The sequence below is a fragment of the Rhodococcus sp. 24CO genome, from assembly GCF_050586165.1.
Lineage (GTDB): Bacteria > Actinomycetota > Actinomycetes > Mycobacteriales > Mycobacteriaceae > Rhodococcus_F.
On the sequence record NZ_JAZFNF010000012.1, the window covers coordinates 97,032 to 120,093 of the forward strand.

The following is a 23,062-nucleotide window of genomic DNA, read 5'->3' on the forward strand; positions in this document are numbered from 1 at the left end:
GTTTCGGCAAAACGAATTTCCGGCTCCTCGCGGTGGGCGAGGCGTCCACTTCACGTACCTAAATCAGCAGGCCGACCCGTTGCGGCCCAGCGAGCAGAGAAGGTCAACGATGACGCTCGACGACACTCCCAAGAAGGAATCAACGTTCTTCGCCGGCGTACAACGCCTCGGCCGAAGTTTGATGTTGCCCATTGCCGTTCTCCCGGCGGCCGGCATCCTTCTGCGACTCGGCCAGGACGACCTGCTCGGCCGGTTCAGTCCCCTCGAGAGCGCGGCAACGGTGATTTCCGCTGCCGGTCAAGCCGTGTTCACGTGGCTGCCGCTGATCTTTGCCGTCGGCATTGCGATCGGATGGGCCAAGAAGGCAGACGGATCCACCGCCCTTGCCGCCGTCGTCGGGTACATAGTGATCGACGGTGTTTTCAAGGCCATGTCGCCGATCGTTCTCGAAGGAAAAACCGATCCCAACGGTGATCAGTCACTGATCAATTACGGCGTACTCGCCGGTATCGTCATGGGTCTACTCTCCGCAATTCTGTGGCAGCGCTTCTATCGAACAAAACTGCCCGACTACCTCGGATTCTTCAACGGCCGACGCTTGGTTCCAATCCTGACCGCCGTTACCGGCCTGCTCGTCGGCGTCCTCATGGCATTCTTGTACCCGCTGTTCAACTCCGGACTGAACTGGGTCGGTGAAGCAGTTGCCTCGAATACCGTTGTCGGCGGCGGCATCTACGGCGCAGCCAACCGTCTGCTCATCCCAACCGGCCTGCACCACATCCTCAACTCGGCAGTGTGGTTCCTGATCGGCGATTACCAGAACGCCAGCGGTCAGATCATTCGCGGCGACCTCAACCGGTTCTTTGCCGGTGACCCCACCGCCGGGACGTTCATGACCGGATTCTTCCCGATCATGATGTTTGCCCTGCCGGCTGCTGCGTTTGCCATCTGGCGCAATGCCAAGCCTTCCCAGAAGAAGCTTGTCGGCGGCATCATGCTCTCCACCGGCCTCACCGCCTTCCTCACCGGCATCACCGAGCCCCTCGAATACTCGTTCATGTTTGTCGCGTGGCCGCTGTACGTCATCCACGCGCTTCTGACCGGTACGTCGATGGCGTTGGTCAACGCACTGGGTATCCACGACGGATTCACCTTCTCAGCCGGTTTCTTCGACTATGTCCTGAACTTCGGCAAGGCCACCAACGCCTGGATGCTCATCCCGATCGGACTTGGGTACGCGCTCATCTACTACTTCCTCTTCAGCTTTGTCATCAAGAAGTGGAACCTGCGCACCCCCGGCCGTGAGGAAGACGCCGAGGTTGCGGCAGGCGAGCCTGATGCTGCGCTCCTCGAAGCCGAACTGGCGCTCAAAGCTGAAGGTGACACTCGCACCGATGCACCACTCGTCGCAGAAGTGGAGAAGAAACTCGACAAGGAACTGGAAGGGCGCTGACGCATGGCAACGGCAACAATCACCGAGCGGAACCAGATCAGTGCACTCGGAGTCAGCGCCGGGGTCGTCTGCGCACCCTGGTTGAGTTTCGCAGTGCCCGAACGCACTTCGGCACAGGATCCGATCACCGGTGAGCCGGAGTCCGAACTGGCAAGAATTCGAGCGGCGCTCGACACCGTCAGTGCGGAACTCCTGCGCCGCGCCGAATCCGTCGACGGCGTATCCGCTGACATCCTGACCACGTCGGCGGCGATGGCACGGGATCGGGCCATCGTCGGCGCGGCACAGAAGAACCTCGAATCAGGTCTGCCGACAGCACATTCGGTGACGGTTGCCTTCGACGGATTTTGCGCCAAGCTCGACACGGTTGGCGGGTACATGGCCGAGCGGGCAACAGATCTGCGTGACCTCGCTCAGCGGGTGGTCGCAGTGCTGCGCGGCGAACCGATGCCCGGAATCCCCAACCCCGGTTACCCGTACATTCTGGTGGCCCGCGATCTCGCTCCCGCCGACACGGCAACGCTCGGCGACACCGACGTGGTCGGATTGCTCACCGAAGAGGGCGGACCAACCAGTCACACCGCCATCCTCGCCAAGTCACTCGGTATTCCGGCGGTGGTGAACTGCGCGGATATCGATCGGCTGGTCTCCGGTGCCGTTCTGATCCTCGACGGTTCGAGCGGGACGGTGACCATCGATCCGAGCCCCGAGCTGTGCGGCGAGGTCGCCCGGGAAGCAGCCGCCCGCGCTGCGCGCGCCGCGACTGCGAGCGGTCCCGGACGCACCCGCGACGGTTTTGCCGTGCGATTGGCGGCAAACATCGGGACAGTGGCCGATGCCGAACGCGCGGGCGCCGCCGACTGTGAAGGCGTTGGCCTGTTCCGTACCGAATTCTCGTATCTCGGCCGCCACGATGCGCCCTCCGTGGCAGAGCAGACCGCAACGTACAGAGCTGTTTTCGAGCACTTTGCCGGGCGCGCCGTCGTGGTGCGGACCCTCGATTCCGGTTCCGACAAACCGCTACCCTTCCTCGATCTCGGGGTCGAGGAGAATCCGGCGCTCGGGATTCGGGGGCTCCGCGTGGCAAATCTGTATCCGGACACCCTGGTAACCCAGCTCGACGCACTTGTTGCGGCGGCCGATGCAACCGGCGCGGATCTGCGCGTCATGGCACCGATGGTCGCGACGGCCGAGGAGGCTGCGGGCTTCGCGGAACTCGCTCGATCCCGTGGGGTCGGCAAGGTGGGCGCGATGATCGAGGTTCCCGCAGCAGCCCTGCGCGCACGAGATATCCTCGAACATCTGGATTTCCTGAGCATCGGAACCAATGACCTGAGCCAGTACACCTGTGCGGTCGACCGGATGACCGGCAGCCTCGCGCACCTGCTCGACCCGTGGCAGCCGGCAGTCCTCGACCTGATCGCGCTGGTCGGTCAGGCTGGAGCCGTCGCCGGCAAACCTGTTGGTGTGTGCGGGGAATCGGCGTCGGATCCGCTGTTGGCGCCCGTGCTGGTGGGTCTGGGGGTGTCGAGTCTGTCGATGTCCGTCGCAGCGATCGGGGCCGTTCGCGCGGCACTGTCGGCACTCGATCTCGAGGTGTGCCTGCAGATGGCGTCGGTGGCCCGCAGTGCTCGTACCCCGGGCGACGGCAAGGCGGCGGTCGTGCGCATCAGGGATTCGTCGTGACCGAGTCACTCGTGCTGCGAGGCACGGTTGTCGGCGGTTCCTCCGGGAGTATCGACGACGGAATCGTCGTGGTCGACGGTGAGCTGATCAGCTGGGTGGGGGCTGCGAAGGACTACGCCTTAGCCGATGTACGGGATGCCGCCGATGTTCCGGATGCCGGCGATGTTCCGGATGCCACCGACTGCGTGATTCTTCCCGGACTGATCGACGTCCACAGTCACGGCGCCGCGGGAGCGGGTTTCCCCAACACCGATGCGGCGGGCGCCCGAGTGGCCGCGTCGCATCACCGTGAACACGGGACGACGGGTCTGCTGGCAAGTTTGGTGTCGGCGCCACGCGCGGATCTGATGCGCCAAGCCGCGATGTTGGCTGACCTGGTTGAGGACGGCGAGATTCTGGGTATCCACCTCGAAGGGCCGTTTATCAACTGTGTTCGATGTGGTGCCCAGGATCCCGCAGCCATTGTTCCCGGGGACCCTGACCTGCTCGAAGAGGTGTGCAACGCGGCTCGCGGGCACGTGCGTTCGATGACGCTGGCACCGGAGACGGAGAATTTCGAGAAACTGCTCGACGTCATGCGTCGACGCGGAATTCTGCCCAGCTTCGGACACACCGACGCCGATGCGGCCGCTACGTCGACCCGGATCGGACAGGCAGCTCGCAGTGGTCGGGTGAGCGCAACGCACCTGTTCAACGGGATGCCGCCGTTGCACCACCGTTCGCCGGGTCCGGTTGCGGCGTGCCTCGCGGCCGCAGGGAGAGGAGAGATGGTGGTGGAACTGATCGCCGATGGAGTGCACCTGGCTCCGGAAACGGTGTCCATGGTGTTCGACACCGTGGGCCCAGACCAGATCACGCTGGTCAGTGATTCCATGGCTGCCGCCGGAATGGCTGACGGAAACTATCAACTCGGCGCTCTGGACGTGGTGGTGAGCGGTGGCGTCGCCAGACTTGCCACATCCGACGGGTCGGACGGGGCCATAGCGGGCGGAACAGCACGACTGCTGGATGTGCTGCGCAGCACCGTGCTCGACAGCGGAGTTGCACTCGCCGATGCCGTCACCGCTGCCACTCGTACCCCGGCAACACTGCTGGGACTGCACGATTCACATGGATCGCTGACTGCCGGCTACCGAGCCGACATCCTGGTCACCGATCGTCACCTGCGCCCGGTGCGCGTATTACACGGCGGTCGGGCCGCCGGAAAGGAAATCTGATGGAAATTGTCATCATGCCTACCCCGCTGGAGGTCGACTCGACGGCAGCAGACATCGTCGAAGGCTATGTCCGACGCGGTGCTACGACGCTTGGGCTGGCAACAGGTTCGTCGCCGATCGGGACGTACCGCGAGCTGGCGCGTCGTCACCGGGTGTCGGGACTGGACTTCTCGCAGGCTCAGGCATTCTTGCTCGACGAGTATCTGGGACTGCCGAAAAGCCATTCGCAGTCGTACTATTCGGTGATTCGCGCTGAATTCGTCGACCACGTCAATCTGGATCCGGAACGGGTTTTCAGCCCCGACGGTGAAGCTGCTATACCCGATGCGGAAGTGGAACGCTACGACAGTAGTATCGCCGAAGCCGGGGGAGTGGACGTCCAGCTGCTCGGAATCGGCACCGACGGACACATAGGATTCAACGAGCCGGGTTCCGCGCTGTCGTCGCGAACCCGGGTCAAGACATTGACGGAGCAGACTCGAATCGACAATGCTCGTTTCTTCGAGCGTCCCGACGACGTTCCCCATCACGTTCTCACCCAAGGCCTCGGAACTATCAGTGATGCAAGACATTTGGTGTTGATCGCGACCGGTGAGGGCAAGGCCGATGCCATCGCTGCAGCAGTCGAAGGTCCGCTGACCGCATTTTGCCCGGCATCGGTGCTGCAGTGGCACCGCCACGTCACCGTGGTCATCGACGAAGCCGCTGCCGGAAGCCTGAAATTGGCCGACTACTACCGGTACGCGCTCGAGAACAAGCCACCCTGGCAGTCGTACTGACATGAGCGCTCTCGAACTTGCCGTTCAGGATGTTCGTGGGGCGCAGATCGCACTCGCCGTCGGGGCGGCGCGTGTTGAACTCTGTGCGGCACTGGGTGCAACGGGTGGTCTCACTCCCAGTATCGGATTGGTCGAAGCAGTTGTGGCAGTAGGTGTTCCGGTGCACGTCCTGATCCGGCCACGGGCTGGGGGATTTGTGTACGCGCCCGACGGGATGGCGGTGATATGCCGTGACACACGCGCCGCAGTGGCAGGAGGTGCGTCCGGGATAGTGATCGGCGCTCTGACCGAAACCTCCGCGATCGATGTCGACGCGATGCGTTCGGTCATCGAGTGCATCGATCCGTCCGCTGTCGAAGTGACCGCACACCGCGCCATCGACGTAGTACCGGACAGAAATGCAGCGCTCGACATCTTGGTGGATCTCGAAGTGGCGCGGGTCTTGACGTCGGGCGGCGCCCCGACCTGTGCCGAAGGGCTGGCAGAGTTGGGTGCCATGGTCGATCACGCAGCGGATCGGATCCAGATCATGGCTGGTGGCGGCGTCCGGATTCCCGATATTGCGACGATTGCGGCGACCGGAGTCGACGCGATCCACCTGTCCGCTCGTGCGATCGTCGAAGGTTCGGGTGGACCGGGCGGAGGTAGCGGTGGATACGAGGTCACCGACCGGGAAATTGCGCTGTCCGCGGCCTCAGCTCTAGACATACATGGACATCCAACTATAGGATGGTAGACATACTCGGCGCTGCTTCTCGGGCAGTCCACAACGAGCAAGGAACGGGTTAGCACAATGGTTGACAATGCGGCAGTCCAAGAGTTGACGCACTTCGTCGGTGGCAAGCGGGTTCCCGGAGCTTCCGATCGATTTGCAGACGTCTTCGATCCCAACACCGGTAAGGTTCAGGCGCGCGTCCCGCTCGCAAGCAAGGCCGAAACCGAAGCCATCATCGCCAATGCCGAAGAGGCGCAGAAGGTCTGGGCTGCATTCAACCCGCAGAAGCGCGCCCGCGTCCTCATGAAATTCCTCCAGCTCGCTCAGGCTGAGATGGATTCCCTGGCTCGCCTCCTCTCGTCCGAGCACGGCAAGACCGTCGCCGACGCCAAGGGTGACATCCAGCGTGGCCTCGAGGTCATCGAATTCGCCGTTGGCGCTCCGCACCTGCTCAAGGGTGAATTCACGGAGAGTGCAGGCACCGGCATCGACGTGTACTCCATGCGTCAGCCGCTGGGCGTCGTTGCCGGCATCACGCCGTTCAACTTCCCCGCGATGATCCCGCTGTGGAAGGCCGGACCGGCTCTCGCCGCCGGTAACTCCTTCATTCTCAAGCCGTCCGAGCGCGATCCCTCCGTGCCGCTGCGCCTGGCCGAGTTGTTCCTCGAAGCCGGACTGCCCGCCGGCGTGTTCAACGTGGTCAACGGTGACAAGGAAGTTGTCGATGTCCTGCTCACCGACGACCGCATCAAGGCTGTCGGTTTTGTCGGCTCCACGCCGATCGCTCAGTACATCTACGAGACGGCCGCAGCGCACGGCAAGCGCGCGCAGTGCTTCGGCGGCGCGAAGAACCACGCCATCGTCATGCCCGACGCCGACCTCGACGAGGTTGCCGACGCTCTGATCGGTGCCGGCTACGGCAGTGCCGGTGAGCGTTGCATGGCCATCTCGGTTGCCGTTCCCGTCGGTGAAGAGACTGCAGATGCGCTGGTTGCCAAGCTGAAGGAACGCGTCGCGAAGCTCAAGATCGGTCGCAGCGACGACGAAGCTGTGGATTTTGGTCCCCTCGTCAGCCAGGACGCGCTCGACCGCGTCAACAACTACGTGCAGATCGGCATCGACGAGGGCGCAACGGCCGTTGTCGACGGCCGCGGCTTCACCCTCGAAGGCCATGAGGACGGTTTCTTCGCCGGCGCCACCCTGTTCGACAACGTCACCTCGGACATGCGCATCTACAAGGAAGAGATCTTCGGACCCGTCCTGCAGGTTGTTCGCGCTGCCGATTACGAAGAGGCCCTGCGTCTTCCGACGGAACACGAGTACGGCAACGGCGTCTCCATCTTCACCCGTGACGGCGACACCGCTCGTGACTTCACCGCCCGCGTCAACGTCGGCATGGTCGGCGTCAACGTGCCGATCCCGGTCCCGATCGCGTACCACACCTTCGGTGGCTGGAAGCGCTCCGGATTCGGTGACCTGAACCAGCACGGTCCCGACTCCTTCCGCTTCTACACCAAGACCAAGACGGTGACGCAGCGTTGGCCTTCCGGCAAGAAGGAAGAGACCAACCACTTCGTCATCCCCACGATGAACTGATCGGAAAACCTTCCATGTTTACTCTGACCGATGACGAGCGGGCGATTCGTGACACCGCCCGCGACTTCGCGGCCGAGCATCTGGCGCCCAACGCAGTCGAGTGGGATCAGATCAAACATTTCCCGGTGGACGTTCTCCGCAAGGCGGCGTCCCTGGGGATGGGCGGCATCTACATTCGCGAGGATGTCGGTGGCAGTGAACTGACCCGCGTCGACGCTGCCCGGATCTTCGAGGAGCTCGCCAAGGGTGATCCGTCGATCGCCGCGTACATCTCCATCCACAACATGGTCACGTGGATGATCGACCAGTTCGGCAACGACGAACAGCGGCATAAGTGGGTCCCCGGACTCTGCTCGATGGATCAGCTGGGCAGTTACTGCCTGACCGAACCCGGCGCGGGCTCCGACGCAGCCGGCTTGAGCACCAAGGCAGTTCGCGACGGCGACGACTACATTCTCAACGGTGTCAAGCAGTTCATCTCCGGCGCAGGCACTTCCGATGTCTACGTCGTGATGGCCCGTACCGGATCTGCCGGCTCCAAGGGGATCTCGGCGTTCATCGTGCCGAAGGATTCGCCCGGCCTCTCGTTCGGTGCCAACGAGATCAAGATGGGCTGGAACGCACAGCCCACCCGTCAGGTGATCATGGAGGACGTGCGCGTTCCCGCCGCCAACATGCTGGGCGAGGAAGGCAGCGGATTCCGCATCGCGATGAAGGGCCTCAACGGTGGTCGCCTCAACATCGCGGCGTGCTCGGTGGGCGGCGCGCAGGCGGCGTTCGACAAAGCCGTAGGATACCTGGTGGACCGCAAGGCTTTCGGTTCGGCGTTGATCGAATCCCAGGCTCTGCAGTTCCAGCTCGCCGATATGCGGACCGACCTGGAAGCTGCGCGGACCCTGCTGTGGCGCGCTGCCGCCGCTCTCGAGGAGGACGCACCCGACGTAGTGGAACTGTGCGCAATGGCCAAGCGCTTCGCGACCGACAACGGTTTCGACGTGGCCAACCGGGCGCTACAGCTTCACGGTGGGTACGGCTATCTTGCTGAGTACGGGATCGAGAAGATCGTCCGCGATCTTCGCGTTCACCAGATCCTCGAAGGCACCAACGAGATCATGCGTGTGGTCATCGCTCGCAGTGTGATCGCAGGGCAGGGAAAGCAGGGAGCAGCATGACCGAAGAGAACGAAGTTCTGATCGAGAAGCGCGACGGACTGGGACGGATCACCCTCAACCGTCCCAAGGCGATCAACGCGCTCAATCACTCGATGGTGACGCAGATGGCCGCGGCACTCGAGGCCTGGAAGTCCGACGACGAGGTCAAGGCCGTTGTCCTGACCGGTGCAGGCGAACGTGGCCTGTGCGCCGGCGGCGACATCGTCTCGATCTACCACGACGCGAAAGACGGCAAGACCGGTTCGCTCGACTTCTGGCGCGACGAGTACATCGTCAACGCCGAGATCGCGAACTACCCGAAGCCGTACATCGCCATCATGGACGGCATCGTCATGGGCGGCGGCGTCGGAGTGTCCGCACACGGCGACGTCCGCATCGTGACCGAGCGTTCCATGATCGGGATGCCCGAGACCGGAATCGGATTCATCCCCGACGTGGGCGGAACGTACCTGCTCTCGCGCGCTCCCGGAGAGCTGGGAACACACATCGCGCTCACCACGGCACGCTTGAGTGCCGGCGACGCCATCGCGACGGGATTTGCGGACCACTACATCCCGTCCGAGAACATCGAGACGTTCATCGAGGCGATCGCATCGTCGACGGTAGAGCAGGCTGTTGCTCAATTTGCCGAGCCGGCACCGGTTTCGGAACTACTGGCACAGCAGAGTTGGGTCGACGCCGCGTACTCGGCAGACAGTGTCGGGGTGATTGTCGAGCGACTGCGCGCCAGTGGAATTCCCGAAGCGGAGAAGGCTGCCGAGCAGATTCTCGGTAAGTCGCCGATCGCGCTGTCCGTCACGTTGCGTTCACTTCGTCACGCCAAGCGCGCCGACAGTCTCGAAGAAGTTCTGAACGAGGAGTTCCGGGTGTCGACGGCGTCACTGAGTTCGCACGACCTCGTCGAGGGCATTCGCGCACAGGTGGTCGAGAAGGACCGCAACCCGCAGTGGCTTCCCGCGACCCTCGAGGACGTCACCGAAGCGGCCGTGGACACGTATTTTGCGCCCCTCGGCGAGCAGGAACTCGGCCTCACCCCTCAACCGCAAGGCAACTGATCACCGCCGAAGGAGCATCACTAATGAGCACCATTGGATTTATCGGACTCGGACACATGGGTGGACCGATGGCGGCCAATCTCGTCAAGGCCGGACACACGGTAGTCGGGTTCGACCTGGCCCCCGCAGCCCTCGAGCAGGCAGTCAAAGACGGTGCATCGGTAGCTGATTCGGCTGTGGATGCGGTGCGCGACGCCGACGTCGTCATCACGATGCTGCCGAGTGGCAAGCACGTTCTGGGTCTGTACGACGATCTGCTGCCCGTCGCAAAGCCGGGCACACTGTTCATCGACTGCTCCACGATCGACGTCGCCGACGCCCGCGAGGCACATGAGCGGGCAGAGGCAGCCGGACACCGTAGCGTCGACGCTCCGGTCTCCGGCGGTGTTGTCGGCGCAACTGCCGGAACCCTCGCGTTCATGGTCGGCGGATCCGAAGACGACTTCCAGGCCGCGTCTCCGTTGCTGGACGTGATGGGCCGCAAGGTCGTTCACTGCGGCGACGCCGGTGTCGGTCAGGCCGCGAAGATCTGCAACAACATGATCCTCGGCGTCTCGATGATCGCGATCAGCGAAGCATTTGTTCTCGGTGAGAAGCTCGGACTGAGCAACCAGGCACTCTTCGACGTCGCGTCCAACGCGTCGGGACAGTGCTGGGCGCTCACGTCCAACTGCCCGGTACCAGGACCGGTGCCCACCAGCCCGGCCAACAACGACTACCAGCCGGGCTTTGCCGTCGCGTTGATGGACAAGGATCTCGGACTGGCAGCAAATGCCCTGCGTACCAATGGTGTTGACGCCGAGCTCGGTCTCAAGGCTGCTGAGCTCTACAGCAAGTACCATGCCGCGGGTGCCGGTGGTCAGGACTTCTCTGCCATCATCAACGACATCCGAGACCGTTCGACCGAAGGACAGCAGTGACCGACTTCAACACCATCATTCTCGAGCGTAAGGGCCGCGTCGGCGTCATCACGCTCAACCGCCCCAAGGCGCTCAACGCCCTCAACTCCGAGCTGATGAACGAGGTGGTTGCCGCGGTAACCGATCTCGAAGCGGACAACAACATCGGTGCCATCCTGATCACCGGTTCCGAGCGCGCATTTGCCGCCGGAGCCGACATCAAGGAAATGCAGTCCAAGACGTACATGGACGCGTACGTCGAGGATTTCTTCACGCCGTGGGATCGAGTTGCCGCTGCTCGCAAGCCGCTGATCGCCGCAGTTGCCGGATACGCACTCGGCGGCGGTTGCGAACTCGCGATGCTCTGCGACTTCATCATCGCCGCGGACAACGCCAAGTTCGGTCAGCCCGAGATCAAGCTCGGAGTTATCCCCGGAATCGGTGGCTCACAGCGTCTTACCCGCGCGGTGGGCAAGGCCAAGGCCATGGAGATGTGCCTCACCGGACGGAACATGGACGCCGAAGAAGCTGAGCGGGCCGGCCTGGTGTCTCGCATCGTCCCGGCGGCAGATTTGCTCGACGACGCACTGAAGACGGCAACCACCATCGCCGAGATGTCCCTGCCGATCGCGATGATGGCCAAGGAAGCGGTCAACCGCTCCTTCGAATCTTCCCTCGCCGAGGGCGTCCGCTTCGAGCGTCGGGTCTTCCACTCGACCTTTGCCACCGAAGATCAGAAGGAAGGCATGGCCGCATTTGTCGAGAAGCGGTCGGCTGAGTTCAAGCACCGCTGACACGTCCCCACGATCCTGAAGGATTCTGCTCGCTCAGCGAGTGAAATCCTTCAGGATCGTTTGTCGTTTACCCCTCGAAATCGCCAGCGGTCTTCCGCAATTCAGTGAGGATTGTCACTAATTGCGTGAGCTTGTCCGGTTCCAGGCCTGGGTTCGCAAAGACCTTGGCATTCAGTAGTTCCGTAGCCTCGAGCGCCAATGCTCGGCCGGAATCCGAAATCTCGATGAGTGTTGTACGACGATCGCTGGGGTGGGGAACGCGTCGTACCAATTGCGCTTTCTCGAGGCGATCCACCGCATTGGTGACGCTGGTGGGGTGAACCTGCAGGCGTGCGCTGGCCTTCGTCATGGGCAGTGCGCCCGACCTCGTAAAGGTGAGCAGTGTCAACAACTCGTAGCGAGCGAACGTCAACCCGAGCGGTTTGAGCACTTCCTCCACTCGCGCCATCATGATCTGCTGCGCCCGCATCACCGAGGTGACAGCGGCCATCCCGTCGGCAACGTCACTCCAACCGTGCTCGGCCCATTGCCGATGTGCCTCTTCGATGGGGTCGATGGGAAGGGGCGAAAGGGGAGGCATACGTTCGATCATCCCATGCCCGCCAGAGCCGGAGCGCCTTGTCTGATTATGTGTCGCGGGCCGTCACATCTGTAGAGTCCTCCGAGTGATTTCAATCCTCGTCGCGGGTGGCGTCTCGTTGTTCGTCGCTCTGTTCTTGACGCCCTTCCTCATCCGGGTGTTGTCCAAACAGGGGCTCGGGCATGAGATCCGCATCGACGGTCCGCAGAGCCACCAGGGCAAGCGCGGTACGCCGTCCATGGGCGGCATCGCGATCATCGCGGGTATGTGGGCCGGGTACCTGGCTGCACATGCCATCGGTTTCGGTTCGCGTCTGCCCAGATTGTCCGCGTCGGGATGGTTGGTGCTGGCGCTGGCAACATCGTTGGGCGTCGTCGGCTTCCTCGACGACTTCATCAAGATCCGCAAGAAACGCAACCTCGGATTGAACAAGACAGCGAAGACCGTCGGACAGTTGGCGAGCGCCATCATTTTCGGTGTGCTGTTTCTGCAGTTCTCCAACAGCAGGGGCGTAACGCCCGGCAGCCAGTACCTCTCGCACGTTCGGGATATCTCGGTGTTCTCGATGGGAACCATCGGGTTCCTGATCTTCTTCTGCGTGCTTGTCTTCGCGTGGTCCAACGCCGTCAATTTCACCGACGGTCTCGACGGACTCGCAGCCGGGTCGATGGGCATGATCCTGGGCACCTACGTTGTCATCGCGGGATGGCAGTACCGGAACTCCTGCGTCCTCGATCCCGTTGCCGGGTGTTACGACGTTCGCGACCCACTCGACCTTGCGATAGTTGCCGCAGCGGCGGGTGGCGCGTGCCTCGGCTTCTTGTGGTGGAACGCGGCGCCGGCGCAGATCTTCATGGGCGACACCGGTTCGTTGGCACTCGGCGGATTGGTTGTCGGTCTTTCGGTCACCACACACACCGAACTTCTGATGGTCATCATCGGCGCCCTGTTCGTTGCCGAGATTCTGTCGGTGATCATCCAGGTGCTGGTGTTCCGATCGTCCGGCCGACGCGTATTCAAGATGGCCCCGATACATCATCACTTCGAATTACTCGGTTGGCCCGAGACGGTGGTGATCGCTCGCTTCTGGATCTTCGTGGCCATTTCCTGCGTGATCGGACTGGCGACCTTCTACAGCGAATGGTTTGCGGCCGCCGGTTAAGCCTTCGCTGTGCGGTGTGTCGCCACCAGAGCGACCAATCCCACGGAAACACATGCCGTCATCGTGACGGCGAGAGCTGTGCTGGTATTTCCGAGCAGCCCGACAGCCGGAGCGATGGCAGCGCCCACGCCGAACTGGAACGCGCCCAGCATCGCGGCAGCTGTTCCTGCTGCTTCCCCGTGACGGGAGAGTGCCAGTGCCGGGGCGTTCGGTAGAACAAATCCCACCGCGCTGAGCATGACCCACAACGCGATCACAAATCCGATCAGGCCGCCAAGGTCGAGCGCTGCAACCACGATGACCAGGACTCCAGTGGCAACTGCAGTGACGAGCGCCGACCGGGTGATCTGCTGGGGCGTCCAGCGATCCAGCAGACGGACGTTGACCTGTGACGCGCCGATCAGCGCAATGGCTCCGGCGCTGAACAGCAGTGCAAACTCCTGCTGATTGAGGCCGTACTGGTCCTGATAGACAAACGACGCACCGGAAACGTACGCGAACAACGACGCCATACCGACGCTGGAGACCAACGTCAGGACCATGAAGGTGCGATCACGAAGCAGCGATCCGTACATCTGAAGTACCGATCGCACGCCGCTGGGGCGCCGCTTCTCGCGGGGCAGAGTCTCCGGAATCCCGAACGCACCGACCATGGCCGTGCCGACACCGATCAGTGCAAGGACGACAAAGATCCCGCGCCAATCGAGCGCGACCAGCAGTGCGCCACCGATGCTGGGGGCCAGAATCGGTGCAACGCCGAGAACAAGCATCAGCCGACTCATGACGACGGCGACGGTGTTGCCGCTGTACAGGTCGCGCACGATTGCCATCGTGACCACGGCGGCAGCGGCCGCGCCCATGCCCTGGAACACCCGCAGGATGCCGAGAACAGCGATCGTGGGCGCAAACACGGCCAGCAACGACGCGACGATGTGCACGCCGATGCCGGCGAGCAGGGGCTTCTTACGGCCGAGCGTGTCCGAGAGCGGGCCGACGAGCAACTGCCCGAGGGCCAAGCCGATCAACGTTCCCGTGATCGTGAGCTGAACCGTCGACGACGAGGTGCCGAGTTCGTCGGCGATATCCGGCAATGCCGGCAAATACATGTCGATGGTGAAGGGGCCGAGAGCCGTCATGGATCCGAGAGCAAGGATCTTTCCGATGCTCGGCTTGCGTTCGACGGTTGCCGAAGCAGTGGATTTCACGGGCAGCGCAGTAGCTTCGACGGGCGGAGCGGTTGCGGTCTTCTCGGCAGTCACGAAGCAAGTCAGCAACAGAACGGTCCGATTTGTTCCCGATGGTCAGGGAAGTGTTCGGAACGACCCGGACCCGACGATCGCGTCATCGGCTTCCAGGGTGTAGTTGTACGTCGTGTCGGGGGTGAGGCTCGAGACGATGCTCAGTGTTCGCAGACCGGACCGGGTTGTGTAGTTGTACACGTAGAACGGGCCTTGGGTGGCTGTGACCCGGAACGTCGTTCGACTGGTCCCGGCGGGAATGGTGACAACCAGATTTGCGCCGATCCTGGTCGGAGTCAGCGTGTAGTTCCACACCGCCGGTGGTGGCGTTGTTGTTGTTGTGACCGGCACCGTTGTTGTGGTGATCGGGGGCGGGGTTGTTGTTGCGGCCGTTGTTGTAGTCGCCGTGGTTGTTGTAGTCGTCGTCGGTTGGGTCGCAGTCGGCTCGGGAGTAGCGGCGACCGTGGTTGTGGGAACTTGATTGTTCGGGACGTGATCGTCCAGGTGACGCGCAAGTACCGTGCCGAATGTGCCGGAAAGGTTGTGGCCGAGGCCGACGGGAGACTCCAGATCCGTCGTAAAGCCTTGTGCCGAATACCAAGCCGACCCTTTCTGGGCGTCAAGCAGAGCGTTGTAGCCGTCGCTGACGTTAGTGCCGTTGTCGGCGCCCCCGGTGTACCAATGCATGGGGAGGTCGGCGACCAGACCGTCGGCGAAGGGTTGCGCCGAGACGCGTGGCACGCCGCCGCCGCCGAAGACCACAGTGCCGCCGCCGTCGATCTTGCTCGAGTACTTCGGTAGGAAGAACTGAGTGATGAACTGGGAGCCCCCGCTGTAGCCCACGAGCCAGATGTCCTCGGTGTCGATGTTGTAGCCCGCTTCGAGAGTGTCGAGCAGATTCGCGACAAAGTCTGCGTTTGCGCTCCCGCTTTCCCACCACGTAATTTCCCCGGCAGTGTCCGGAGTGCGCACCGGGACGGTGATGTAGCCCCGTGAACGGGCTTGTGCCACGATGCCTGCCGGGCCGCCGAGACTGTACGACGAGGTGGGGTTCGCGAATTCGTACGCCCCGTCGCCGTGGAACTGCAACACCAGTCCAGCAGCATGGTCCTGCGGGACACCCGCGGCGTACACGTGGTACTTCGAAGAAAGACCGTTCGACGCGGTGAATGGCTGGAAGGTCCGATCCGAATAAGCCATGCCGGTGCCGTTGGTGCTCTCGGCCGAGGCGATCGGTGGTGCAACGACGATCGCAACGAGACCTGTCAATGTGGCCAGTGCAGTTGCGGCCAGTGCAGTCGCGGCCGTAAGTCGTGCTCGGGGCATCGATGCAGCCTTTCGTCTCGGGAGCTGGCGTAACTTGCGTCACTCCAGCCTCGAGTGAACCATGCCGGATTTGGTACGGCACAGTCGGTATTTCCCAAGTGGTTACCCCACCTTTTGCGGTCCGTAACCCAGCTAACAAGGGGCTTCGCCCCCCGAGCGCCTTTCTGGTAGTGCCCGCTACCGGATAGGCACACAGGGGCGTAGCCCGAATCACGCTGATCAAAACTGTGGCGCGGTAGTGACATCGAGGGCAGAGTTACTTCATGACGCGGGTGTGGCCGAGTGGCTAGGCACCGGCCTGCAAAGCCGTTCACGTGGGTTCGAATCCCGCCATCCGCTCAAACGACAAGCGGGGCCGACAAAATCGGCCCCGCTTGTTTCTCGCCGACCATCTGGCGAGTGTCTGCAACGATCAGCTGTTCACCGGAATAAGCTTCAAGGCCTTCTGGATCGCTGCAAGGACGTCGATGACTGTGCTGAGCGTGCTGATGGAACCCACGAATGTCCTCCGAGTGTTGAAGTGCTCGGCGTTGTGCCGTGCAGGAGAAAGTTAGCAAGCCTGACGGCTTTTTGGGCGGTTTGCCGCTTTCGGAAGAATGAAATCTGGGTCAACATACAAAAACTGGCCGGACTCCCCGAAGGCCGGCCAGTTTTTTGTGAAGCGTGGTGATCAGCTGAAGGCGGACACCGCGGTGAAGAAGGCGATGGCAGCGGCACCGAGCTTGAAAACCTTGGTGATGTCATCGAGGGTGACGCCTTCGGGCAATACGTCTTCAACAGACTGCATGTCGTAATTCCTTACGTTTGTGGGAACTGTGGTCCAGTACCGCTGCAAGCAAGATACCTAACGGCACGCTTCTGTGGACGGTGGACTGGGTCACAAATGCAACGAATTGCACTTAAAGTCGTGTTATGACGCGCCCGGTGCCGAGATTGCGAAGGTACACACGCTCTGGTTTGTCGTTTGACGTCCGTGACGAAGGCCCACTCGACGGACCGGTAGTTGTCCTACTTCACGGCTTTCCGCAGGATTCGACGTCCTGGGATCGGCTGGTGCCGTTGCTCCATGCTCGGGGCTATCGGACGCTCGCGCCGGATCAGCGTGGATATTCGCCGGATGCCCGGCCGAGAGCTCGGAGTGCGTATCGCCGAAGCGAGCTTGCCGCCGACACCATCGCACTGATCGACGTAGCGGGAATCGCACCGGTGCACCTGGTCGGCCACGACTGGGGAGCTGCGGTGGCTTGGCAGGTCGCGGCGGAGCGCCCGGACTTGATCCGCACCTTGACGGCGTTGTCGGTTCCGCATCCCGCAGCGTTTGTCCGAGCGCTGCTGACCAGCAGTCAAGCCCTGCGCTCTTGGTACATGCTTGCCTTCCAGCTGCCGATGCTTCCGGAATGGGTACTGAATCGAACCGCTGGCGCAGTCCTGGTCAAGACCGGGCAGAGCCCAGATTGTGCCCGGCGTGATCGGGACGCGATTGCCTTGCCTGGACGACTACGCGGAGGCCTGAATTGGTACCGTGCGTTGGCCTTGAATAGTCCGAGTACGGGTTCCGGGCGCATCAACGTGCCAACCCTGTACATCTGGAGCGACGGAGACGTTGTGCTCGGAAGGAAGGGAGCCGAGCTCACGGCGCGATTCGTGGACGGCCCGTATCGATTCGAAATTCTTCGCGGCGTGAGCCACTGGATACCCGACGAGGTTCCGGAACAACTGGACCGGTTGCTCGCCGAGCACCTGCAGAAGTGACCGCTAACGGCCGACGTCGGAACCCTGAGCGTCGGCGATCAGAATCGCAGCGTCCTCGGGGAGCAGGAAACCGTTGTCGACGCCGCGCTGAGTGGCGTCGGTGAAGGCGGTGACGTACGCGTCGTGGCTCGGGTAGAGCTCAGCGAGTGTCGCGGCGTCGAAGGCGACGGTTGCGCCGTTATGAGGCACGTGGGTCAGTTCGCCCGTCAATGTGGCAATCGGGGCATCGAGTTGAGGAGTGCGCACACCGCCGGTCGCGTTGCCGTGGTGGTCCCGCACCACCGCATTGTCGGCAATGTCGATGAAGGGTGCCGAGGTGGGGGCAGCGCCCCCTGCGGCCCATTGACGCAGCCCGCGCAGGGCGGCCTTCGCGACGTAGCGCTGTGGTCCGTCGTTGACGATCGGGAACAGTGCTGCCAGATCCCTGATGTCGGAGAACTGCCGAACATACTGTGGATGAAGGATTTTCAGAGAGTAGGCGTCGGAGTGGGCGGTGCCGGCGATTTCCCACGTGCGGATCATGTCGGTATCGGGCTGACGGGCCGCAACGAAACTGGTGGGGCCTGGTCCGCCGCACAGTTCGAAAAGTTCGGTCTCGGTGATCAACTGAAATACGGGCACATCGAGATCGGTGCGCACGCGGGCAGGCGCCGGATCCATGAGCATCATGCCGTCGCCGAGTGGGGCCCCGATGCCGCCGCGGGCGTGAATGATCATGCCGTCGAACACTCGTGCGTGAGGATGAACGGCGTTGACGTAGGTCAGCATGCGGAAACCTGACTGTGACTGCCCGGTAGCGAGCAGTTGTGTCGGAACCAGGCCGCCAAGCGGATCGACATCGCCGGGCGTGCGCAAGGCAGTGCCTACCTGAGAAAAGATGTCGTAGGAGTACCGATCACCTGGGTGATCAAGTGCGCTGTATCGCTCGGGATCCCAGGCGAGAAGGCCCACGACTCCGTCGCCGAGGCCGCTGCCTCCGGTGCTGGTGATTCCGGCAGCCTGTGCGGAGACTCCGACCCACGCATACCCTCTCGTGATCTCCTCGTGCATGTGTCCGAAGTCGACATCGATATCGGTGTTGCCACTGACATTGAGCCATTCGACAACCACGGTTCCGTTGAACCGGCTGGGGTCGGCAGGTGTGCGTACAAGGATCCGGGTGGTAAACGGTGCGCTGGGTCCTTCCTTTACCGACCACTGGCCATCAAACGCCCAGTCTTCTGCGGCGACGTACGACGCTGCGTCGCCGCTGACGAAAAACTCACGCTCGACGTACCCTGCCGCCGCGATATCCAACGATGTCGACGTACCTGGGAACCCGTGGGATCCGCCGTCGATCGGTCCGGAAATAAGTGCGGATCGGTTGAGATGCAGAGTCATCGCGAGCGGGCCCTCCGGTTTCGGCTACAACCGACGAGTTCGGTTCTCGCGGATGATCACACAGTGGAGGGCCCGTCACCGAGACTTTTCCCGATGAGCGGGACGCGTCAGCGCGCCCCGAATCGCTCCTCAACTTGCTCGGCACTCAGGCCGAACTCCTCCAGGGTGTACTTGTGTGCCGGTTTGCGTGCACCGGAACGGCTTTCGTCATGCATTGCCTCCATCGACTGTTGTGCGGTGGAGGTGAGCGGAAGGTCGAAATGGGTGTAGATGTTCTCTACGGTGGCGAGTGGATCGGCAACAAAATCCTGGTAGTCGACGTCGATGAATTGGGCGGGGTTGTGGTGGGCCCGTGCCGCGTCGAATTGTTCGAGCCCTCTAGCCCACAGTTCGAGTTGACTCTCGCCGATCACCTTGTCGGTGAACGTATTCGACCAGCCCTCGGTGGCTTGCGCGGCGAGGCTGCATACCGACGGAATGATGGTCGTGGGGGAGCGGTGGGTCTGGACGATCAGTGCGTCCGGGTACACCGCCATCAGTTCGTCGAGTGCAAACAGGTGACTGGGATTCTTGAGCACCCACCGGCGATCCTGATCCGGGAGACCGATCAGCTGCAAGTTCTTCTTATGCCGCGCATAGGCATTGGACCATTCCTGACCCTTGAGCCAATTCGAGTATGTGGGCAGGTTGGCCAGGCACTCGTACGAGACCGACTTGAAAGTCTGCCGGAGCAGTTGCCAGCATTCTTCGACTTCGCTGGCGGACATGTAGTGCACACCCATGAACTCGGGGTGTTCGACGTGGTGTTGGCCGAACGTCTCCTCGATCTTGGCGAACACCGGGTTCGATGCCCACGTATCGCGTGGCGGACGAGGCTGCGGGAACTCCGTCAGCCACATTTCGAGACCCTGATGTGCGGGGTCGACCGTCAAGAGTCGGTGCAGTGCCGTGGTTCCGGTGCGGGGCAGCCCGGTGACAAAAATCGGTCGTTCGATCTTGACCTCGGAATGCTCCGGATGCTGCTTCCACGCAGATTCACTGAGGAGGCGGGCAACAAGTGCACCGCGGAGGAAAACGCGAGAGATTTTGCTACCGAACGGAGTCAGGTCCTCGTCACGGTCGTACGACTCGAGGAGAACTGACAGGGCTTCGGTGTAATCGTCGACGCCAAAATCGGTGAGCCCCGTCATCTTGGTTGCGGATGCATGAAGATCTTCGACGGTTCCGACGTGTGTGCGCTCAGCCATGATGCTCCTAGTGATGGAATTCGCCGCAGTTGACGTCGATACATTGACCGGTGATGGCGCTGGCCATCGGCGATGCGAGGAAAATTGCCGCGTCGGCAACTTCGTCGGTGGTGGGGAGGCGCTTCAAGTCGGTGTTGGCCGCAGTGTGCTCGTAGATCTGCTCCACGGTCATACCGAACTTCTCGGCTTGATGGGCGAAGTAACCTTTGAGGGTGTCACCCCAGATATATCCGGGTGCAATCGAATTGACGCGGATTCCCTGTGGGCCGAGTTCGGTGGCCAAGGATTGAGACATCGCAAGCAAAGCCGACTTTGCCATCTTGTAGCTGCCGTACCGCTCTTGAGAGTGTCGCAGAACCATCGAGTTGATGTTCACTACCGAGCCTTTCGACTCGGCCAGCGGCGTTGTGAAGAGTTGCGTCAGTCGAAGTGCACCGAGAACGGTGAGTTCGATGCTGTCGCGGATGTGCTGATAGTCGGTGCGCGCCAACGGCTTCATCGACGGTACGGAAAAGGCGTTGTTGATCAGCGTGTCGACTTTGCCGTAGGCGGAGAGGGATTCGGCCACCAGGTTTTCGGCGGACGCCTGATCGGTGATGTCGGTGGCAACGGTGACAGCGCGTCCACCCGCGTCGACTATCTCCTTGGCAACGTCGTCCAATCGTGACTGCGTGCGCGCTGCGAGAACAAGATTCGCGCCCGCCGATGCGCAGCGCAGTGCCAGTGCACGGCCCAGCGCGGGGCCGACTCCGGAAATGACAACTACTCGGTCTTTCAGTAATTCGGTCATCGGTTACCCCAGCATTCGATTGTCGATGGCGGACTGGCGCTGAGCGATTCGCTCTGCCCATTCGTCGGTAGTGATGGCGTTGGTGTCGAAATGTGGCAGGTGTTTCGGAATGTCCTCAACGGTAACGATTTCGACGGTGGGACCGTCCTCGGGCGTCAGTTCGCGCGAGACCCGCTGCCAGCGGAATTGCAGGATCCCGCGCGGGTGGCCGACAGTTTCGATCCAGTTGGTGATGCCAGGATTCTTCTCGCTCACCACCATTCGGATCATGCCGTCCGGGTCCACCTGAGCCTGGCTGTTGTTGAGTGACGTTTGGTGATTGATGTAGTCGAGCGAGATGTACCACAGGCTACCGAGTTGGAAGCCCTGGTAGGGCGCATCCGAAGCGGGAACGGTGATGATCATGGCCTGATCGTCGTTGAGTTCGTAATGCCCCACCGAGGAATACTGCGTGGCGAGGCCACCCGGGGTCAGGCGAGGTTCGGTCATCGTGTTGACCGGGAGCTTCAGGTAGAACCACTCCGGGAACTGAAGCCACGTCTTGACCCGGGTGACCAGTGCTTTCCCGGCCCGCGCGAAACGCTTCTCGGTCTCCTCGGCAGTGAGCGGCGCGGGCGCCGTGCCGATCGAATCGGTCCGCTCGATGCGAATGACTCCGCGTTCCTGGCTCCAATCGCTGTACACCTCTCGCGCGACGAGCTGTGACGATCCCGGTGCAAGTGTGTAGTAATTTGCGCGGCCGTCGGCCGGTCCGGGGCCGAACCACACGACAAAAGTGCCGTCATCTGCGATTTCGAGTTCACGGTCGTCGAACGCGATCTCGCTGCCGGGCACATTCGAGTTGGTGTAATTTCCGCTCAGGACCTGGAAACTGAGATCGGCTGTGGTGCCGCGCTTTCCCGTGACCTTGTATTCCTGATCGTCGTTGATGCGGGCGCCGAAGTACATGGTGTCGGGATTGTCGAGCCCCATTTTTGTGAATGGCCCGGTTCCCTGGATAAAACTGGGGTGGGTTTTCTCGGCAGCCCAGGCTGCGTGCATCGTCGCGATGATTCCGCCTGCCAGGTACTGGTAGCCCTCGAGCAGGTCTTGTTCGGATCTGATGTGCGGGGCCGTCTCGATGAGTTTTTCGGCCTCGGCGATGGCCTGGGCAAACGGGTCGGTCAGCACGCTGGCTCCTCACAGTTCCGGCAGCCTCGCCGGCCCAGAGCGTCGTGGTACAAATATGTACCTATGGGGTAGATCTTGGTATTCTGACAATAGAACGCGTTCTAGGGAGTGGTCAATGCCTGAATTCGAGAAGCCGCATTCGGCGGGGCGTCAGTCACCGCCCACCGAACGCGTCGTGCAGGTTCTCGACTACCTGGTGGCGCGTCCAGACCAGCGTTTCGGGTTGTCCGAACTTGCCAGGACGCTCGAGATCAGTAAGCCCACCGCGCTGGGAATCCTGACGGTGTTGGCGGATCGTGGGTATCTGACGCGCGACGACGCCGTGAAGACCTACGGGCTGGGGCCGGCGCTGATTGCGGCGGGCCGGGCGGCGCAACGCGGATTTGCCGTCGGCCCCATTGCCCGGGCTCAGCTGGAGAAACTGAGCGCCGAATTCGATACGACCTGCACGGCGTCGGCGGTGGTCGGCGACCGGATCAGTGTTCTCGAAGTGACGGGGCCGGAAGGTATACGGAAAGCCGCAAAGGTCGGTCAGGTGTATCCGTTCGCTCCGCCGGTCGGGTTGATGTACGTGCTGTGGGGAAGCGATCATGATCTCGAGAGTTGGTTGACGCGGGAACCGAGTCTGCCGGTGCGCCTCGATCGGGACCGGTTGTGGACTGTGGTGCGCGACTGTCGTGATGCTGGGTATCTCGTCGAGAGTCTCGATCCGATCGGTCAGCGCCTGCATACGTTGATGGCAGGTGTTGTGACACATGATCTTCCGTCCGAGGTGCGGGAATTGTTAGGCGAAATGGTGTCGAGTCTGGGGGAGCGCGTCTATCTCGGGCGAGATATCAGCTCGGACGACGAGCATCCTGTTTCGTTGATCGCGGCTCCCACTTACGACGCCGAAGGCCATCAGGCGTTGGTGCTGACGCTCTATGTGGGGGGTTCGATTACCCGTTCCGAGATCGAACGTCGCGCCACGGCGTTGGTGGCTGCGGCCGATGCCGTGACTGCGGAGGTGGGCGGACGAGCTCCGGTTCGCAGTCATTGACCGCTAGATAGA

General features: G+C 62.2%; 20 protein-coding genes and 1 tRNA gene. 14 read left to right on the plus strand and 7 right to left on the minus strand.

What is annotated here, in order from left to right; all coding sequences use genetic code 11:
* The first annotated feature begins 109 nt into the window (after nt 1-109).
* Genes V2B23_RS26545 through V2B23_RS26590 form a run of 10 tightly spaced genes read left to right on the plus strand, consistent with a single transcriptional unit; the run spans nt 110 to nt 11,366 of the window.
* Entirely contained in the window at nt 110-1,453 is a 1,344-nt protein-coding gene (locus V2B23_RS26545) for a PTS transporter subunit EIIC (RefSeq protein WP_430953036.1), read from the plus strand.
* Between the two features lie 3 nt (nt 1,454-1,456).
* Nucleotides 1,457-3,139, plus strand: a complete 1,683-nt coding sequence (gene ptsP / locus V2B23_RS26550) for a phosphoenolpyruvate--protein phosphotransferase (RefSeq protein ID WP_430953037.1) — start codon at nt 1,457-1,459, stop codon at nt 3,137-3,139.
* A complete protein-coding gene (locus V2B23_RS26555) occupies nt 3,136-4,356 on the plus strand; it encodes an N-acetylglucosamine-6-phosphate deacetylase (protein ID WP_430953038.1) in 1,221 nt (406 codons plus the stop codon). The genes ptsP and V2B23_RS26555 overlap by 4 nt, the downstream gene beginning before the upstream one ends.
* Nucleotides 4,356-5,135, plus strand: a complete 780-nt coding sequence (gene nagB / locus V2B23_RS26560) for a glucosamine-6-phosphate deaminase (RefSeq protein ID WP_430953039.1) — start codon at nt 4,356-4,358, stop codon at nt 5,133-5,135. The genes V2B23_RS26555 and nagB overlap by 1 nt, the downstream gene beginning before the upstream one ends.
* 1 nt (nt 5,136) lies before the next feature.
* The gene (locus tag V2B23_RS26565) at nt 5,137-5,871 is read left to right on the plus strand and encodes a copper homeostasis protein CutC (RefSeq protein WP_430953040.1); all 735 of its coding nucleotides are present in this window, start codon (nt 5,137-5,139) and stop codon (nt 5,869-5,871) included.
* 57 nt (nt 5,872-5,928) lie between these two features.
* Nucleotides 5,929-7,446, plus strand: coding sequence for a CoA-acylating methylmalonate-semialdehyde dehydrogenase (locus tag V2B23_RS26570; protein WP_430953041.1), 1,518 nt, complete (start codon nt 5,929-5,931; stop codon nt 7,444-7,446).
* A gap of 14 nt (nt 7,447-7,460) precedes the next feature.
* Nucleotides 7,461-8,618: an isobutyryl-CoA dehydrogenase gene (locus tag V2B23_RS26575; protein ID WP_430953042.1), complete on the plus strand. Its 1,158-nt coding sequence runs from the start codon at nt 7,461-7,463 to the stop codon at nt 8,616-8,618.
* Nucleotides 8,615-9,673 (plus strand): enoyl-CoA hydratase/isomerase family protein, encoded by a 1,059-nt coding sequence (locus V2B23_RS26580; RefSeq protein WP_430953043.1) that lies wholly within the window; start codon nt 8,615-8,617, stop codon nt 9,671-9,673. The genes V2B23_RS26575 and V2B23_RS26580 overlap by 4 nt, the downstream gene beginning before the upstream one ends.
* Nucleotides 9,674-9,696: 23 nt before the next feature.
* Nucleotides 9,697-10,593, plus strand: coding sequence for a 3-hydroxyisobutyrate dehydrogenase (gene mmsB / locus V2B23_RS26585; RefSeq protein ID WP_430953044.1), 897 nt, complete (start codon nt 9,697-9,699; stop codon nt 10,591-10,593).
* Complete coding sequence (locus V2B23_RS26590; RefSeq protein ID WP_033236070.1) at nt 10,590-11,366, plus strand: enoyl-CoA hydratase; 777 nt, start codon at nt 10,590-10,592, stop codon at nt 11,364-11,366. The genes mmsB and V2B23_RS26590 overlap by 4 nt, the downstream gene beginning before the upstream one ends.
* A gap of 67 nt (nt 11,367-11,433) precedes the next feature.
* Here V2B23_RS26590 and V2B23_RS26595 read toward each other — a convergent pair whose 3' ends face one another.
* Nucleotides 11,434-11,946 (minus strand): MarR family winged helix-turn-helix transcriptional regulator, encoded by a 513-nt coding sequence (locus V2B23_RS26595; RefSeq protein WP_430953045.1) that lies wholly within the window; start codon nt 11,944-11,946, stop codon nt 11,434-11,436.
* A gap of 85 nt (nt 11,947-12,031) precedes the next feature.
* Here V2B23_RS26595 and mraY point away from each other — a divergent pair, with 85 nt between their 5' ends.
* A complete protein-coding gene (gene mraY, locus V2B23_RS26600; protein ID WP_430953046.1) occupies nt 12,032-13,108 on the plus strand; it encodes a phospho-N-acetylmuramoyl-pentapeptide-transferase in 1,077 nt (358 codons plus the stop codon).
* Here mraY and V2B23_RS26605 read toward each other — a convergent pair.
* Together V2B23_RS26605 and V2B23_RS26610 are read right to left on the minus strand one after the other, a co-directional pair.
* Complete coding sequence (locus tag V2B23_RS26605) at nt 13,105-14,313, minus strand: multidrug effflux MFS transporter (protein ID WP_430953085.1); 1,209 nt, start codon at nt 14,311-14,313, stop codon at nt 13,105-13,107. The genes mraY and V2B23_RS26605 overlap by 4 nt on opposite strands.
* 96 nt (nt 14,314-14,409) lie before the next feature.
* Entirely contained in the window at nt 14,410-15,672 is a 1,263-nt protein-coding gene (locus V2B23_RS26610; RefSeq protein ID WP_430953047.1) for a hypothetical protein, read from the minus strand.
* A gap of 268 nt (nt 15,673-15,940) precedes the next feature.
* On the opposite strand from V2B23_RS26610, the gene V2B23_RS26615 reads away from it, so the two are divergent.
* Both V2B23_RS26615 and V2B23_RS26620 read left to right on the plus strand, forming a co-directional pair.
* A tRNA-Cys gene (locus V2B23_RS26615) sits at nt 15,941-16,011 on the plus strand.
* 573 nt (nt 16,012-16,584) lie between these two features.
* The gene (locus V2B23_RS26620) at nt 16,585-17,424 is read left to right on the plus strand and encodes an alpha/beta fold hydrolase (protein ID WP_430953048.1); all 840 of its coding nucleotides are present in this window, start codon (nt 16,585-16,587) and stop codon (nt 17,422-17,424) included.
* A gap of 3 nt (nt 17,425-17,427) precedes the next feature.
* Here the strand turns inward: V2B23_RS26620 and V2B23_RS26625 are convergent, their stop codons facing one another.
* From V2B23_RS26625 to V2B23_RS26640, 4 genes are all read right to left on the minus strand, one after another.
* Nucleotides 17,428-18,804, minus strand: coding sequence for an alpha/beta hydrolase domain-containing protein (locus V2B23_RS26625; protein ID WP_430953049.1), 1,377 nt, complete (start codon nt 18,802-18,804; stop codon nt 17,428-17,430).
* 107 nt (nt 18,805-18,911) lie between these two features.
* Entirely contained in the window at nt 18,912-20,051 is a 1,140-nt protein-coding gene (locus V2B23_RS26630; protein ID WP_430953050.1) for a sulfotransferase family protein, read from the minus strand.
* Between the two features lie 7 nt (nt 20,052-20,058).
* Nucleotides 20,059-20,841, minus strand: a complete 783-nt coding sequence (locus V2B23_RS26635) for an SDR family oxidoreductase (protein ID WP_430953051.1) — start codon at nt 20,839-20,841, stop codon at nt 20,059-20,061.
* 3 nt (nt 20,842-20,844) lie between these two features.
* Nucleotides 20,845-22,011 carry a hypothetical protein gene (locus V2B23_RS26640; protein WP_430953052.1) on the minus strand — a complete coding sequence of 389 codons (1,167 nt, stop codon included), beginning with the start codon at nt 22,009-22,011 and terminating at the stop codon, nt 20,845-20,847.
* Nucleotides 22,012-22,126: 115 nt separating this feature from the next.
* Between V2B23_RS26640 and V2B23_RS26645 the strand changes: the two genes are divergently transcribed.
* Nucleotides 22,127-23,050: a helix-turn-helix domain-containing protein gene (locus tag V2B23_RS26645; RefSeq protein ID WP_430953053.1), complete on the plus strand. Its 924-nt coding sequence runs from the start codon at nt 22,127-22,129 to the stop codon at nt 23,048-23,050.
* Nucleotides 23,051-23,062 lie beyond the last annotated feature (12 nt).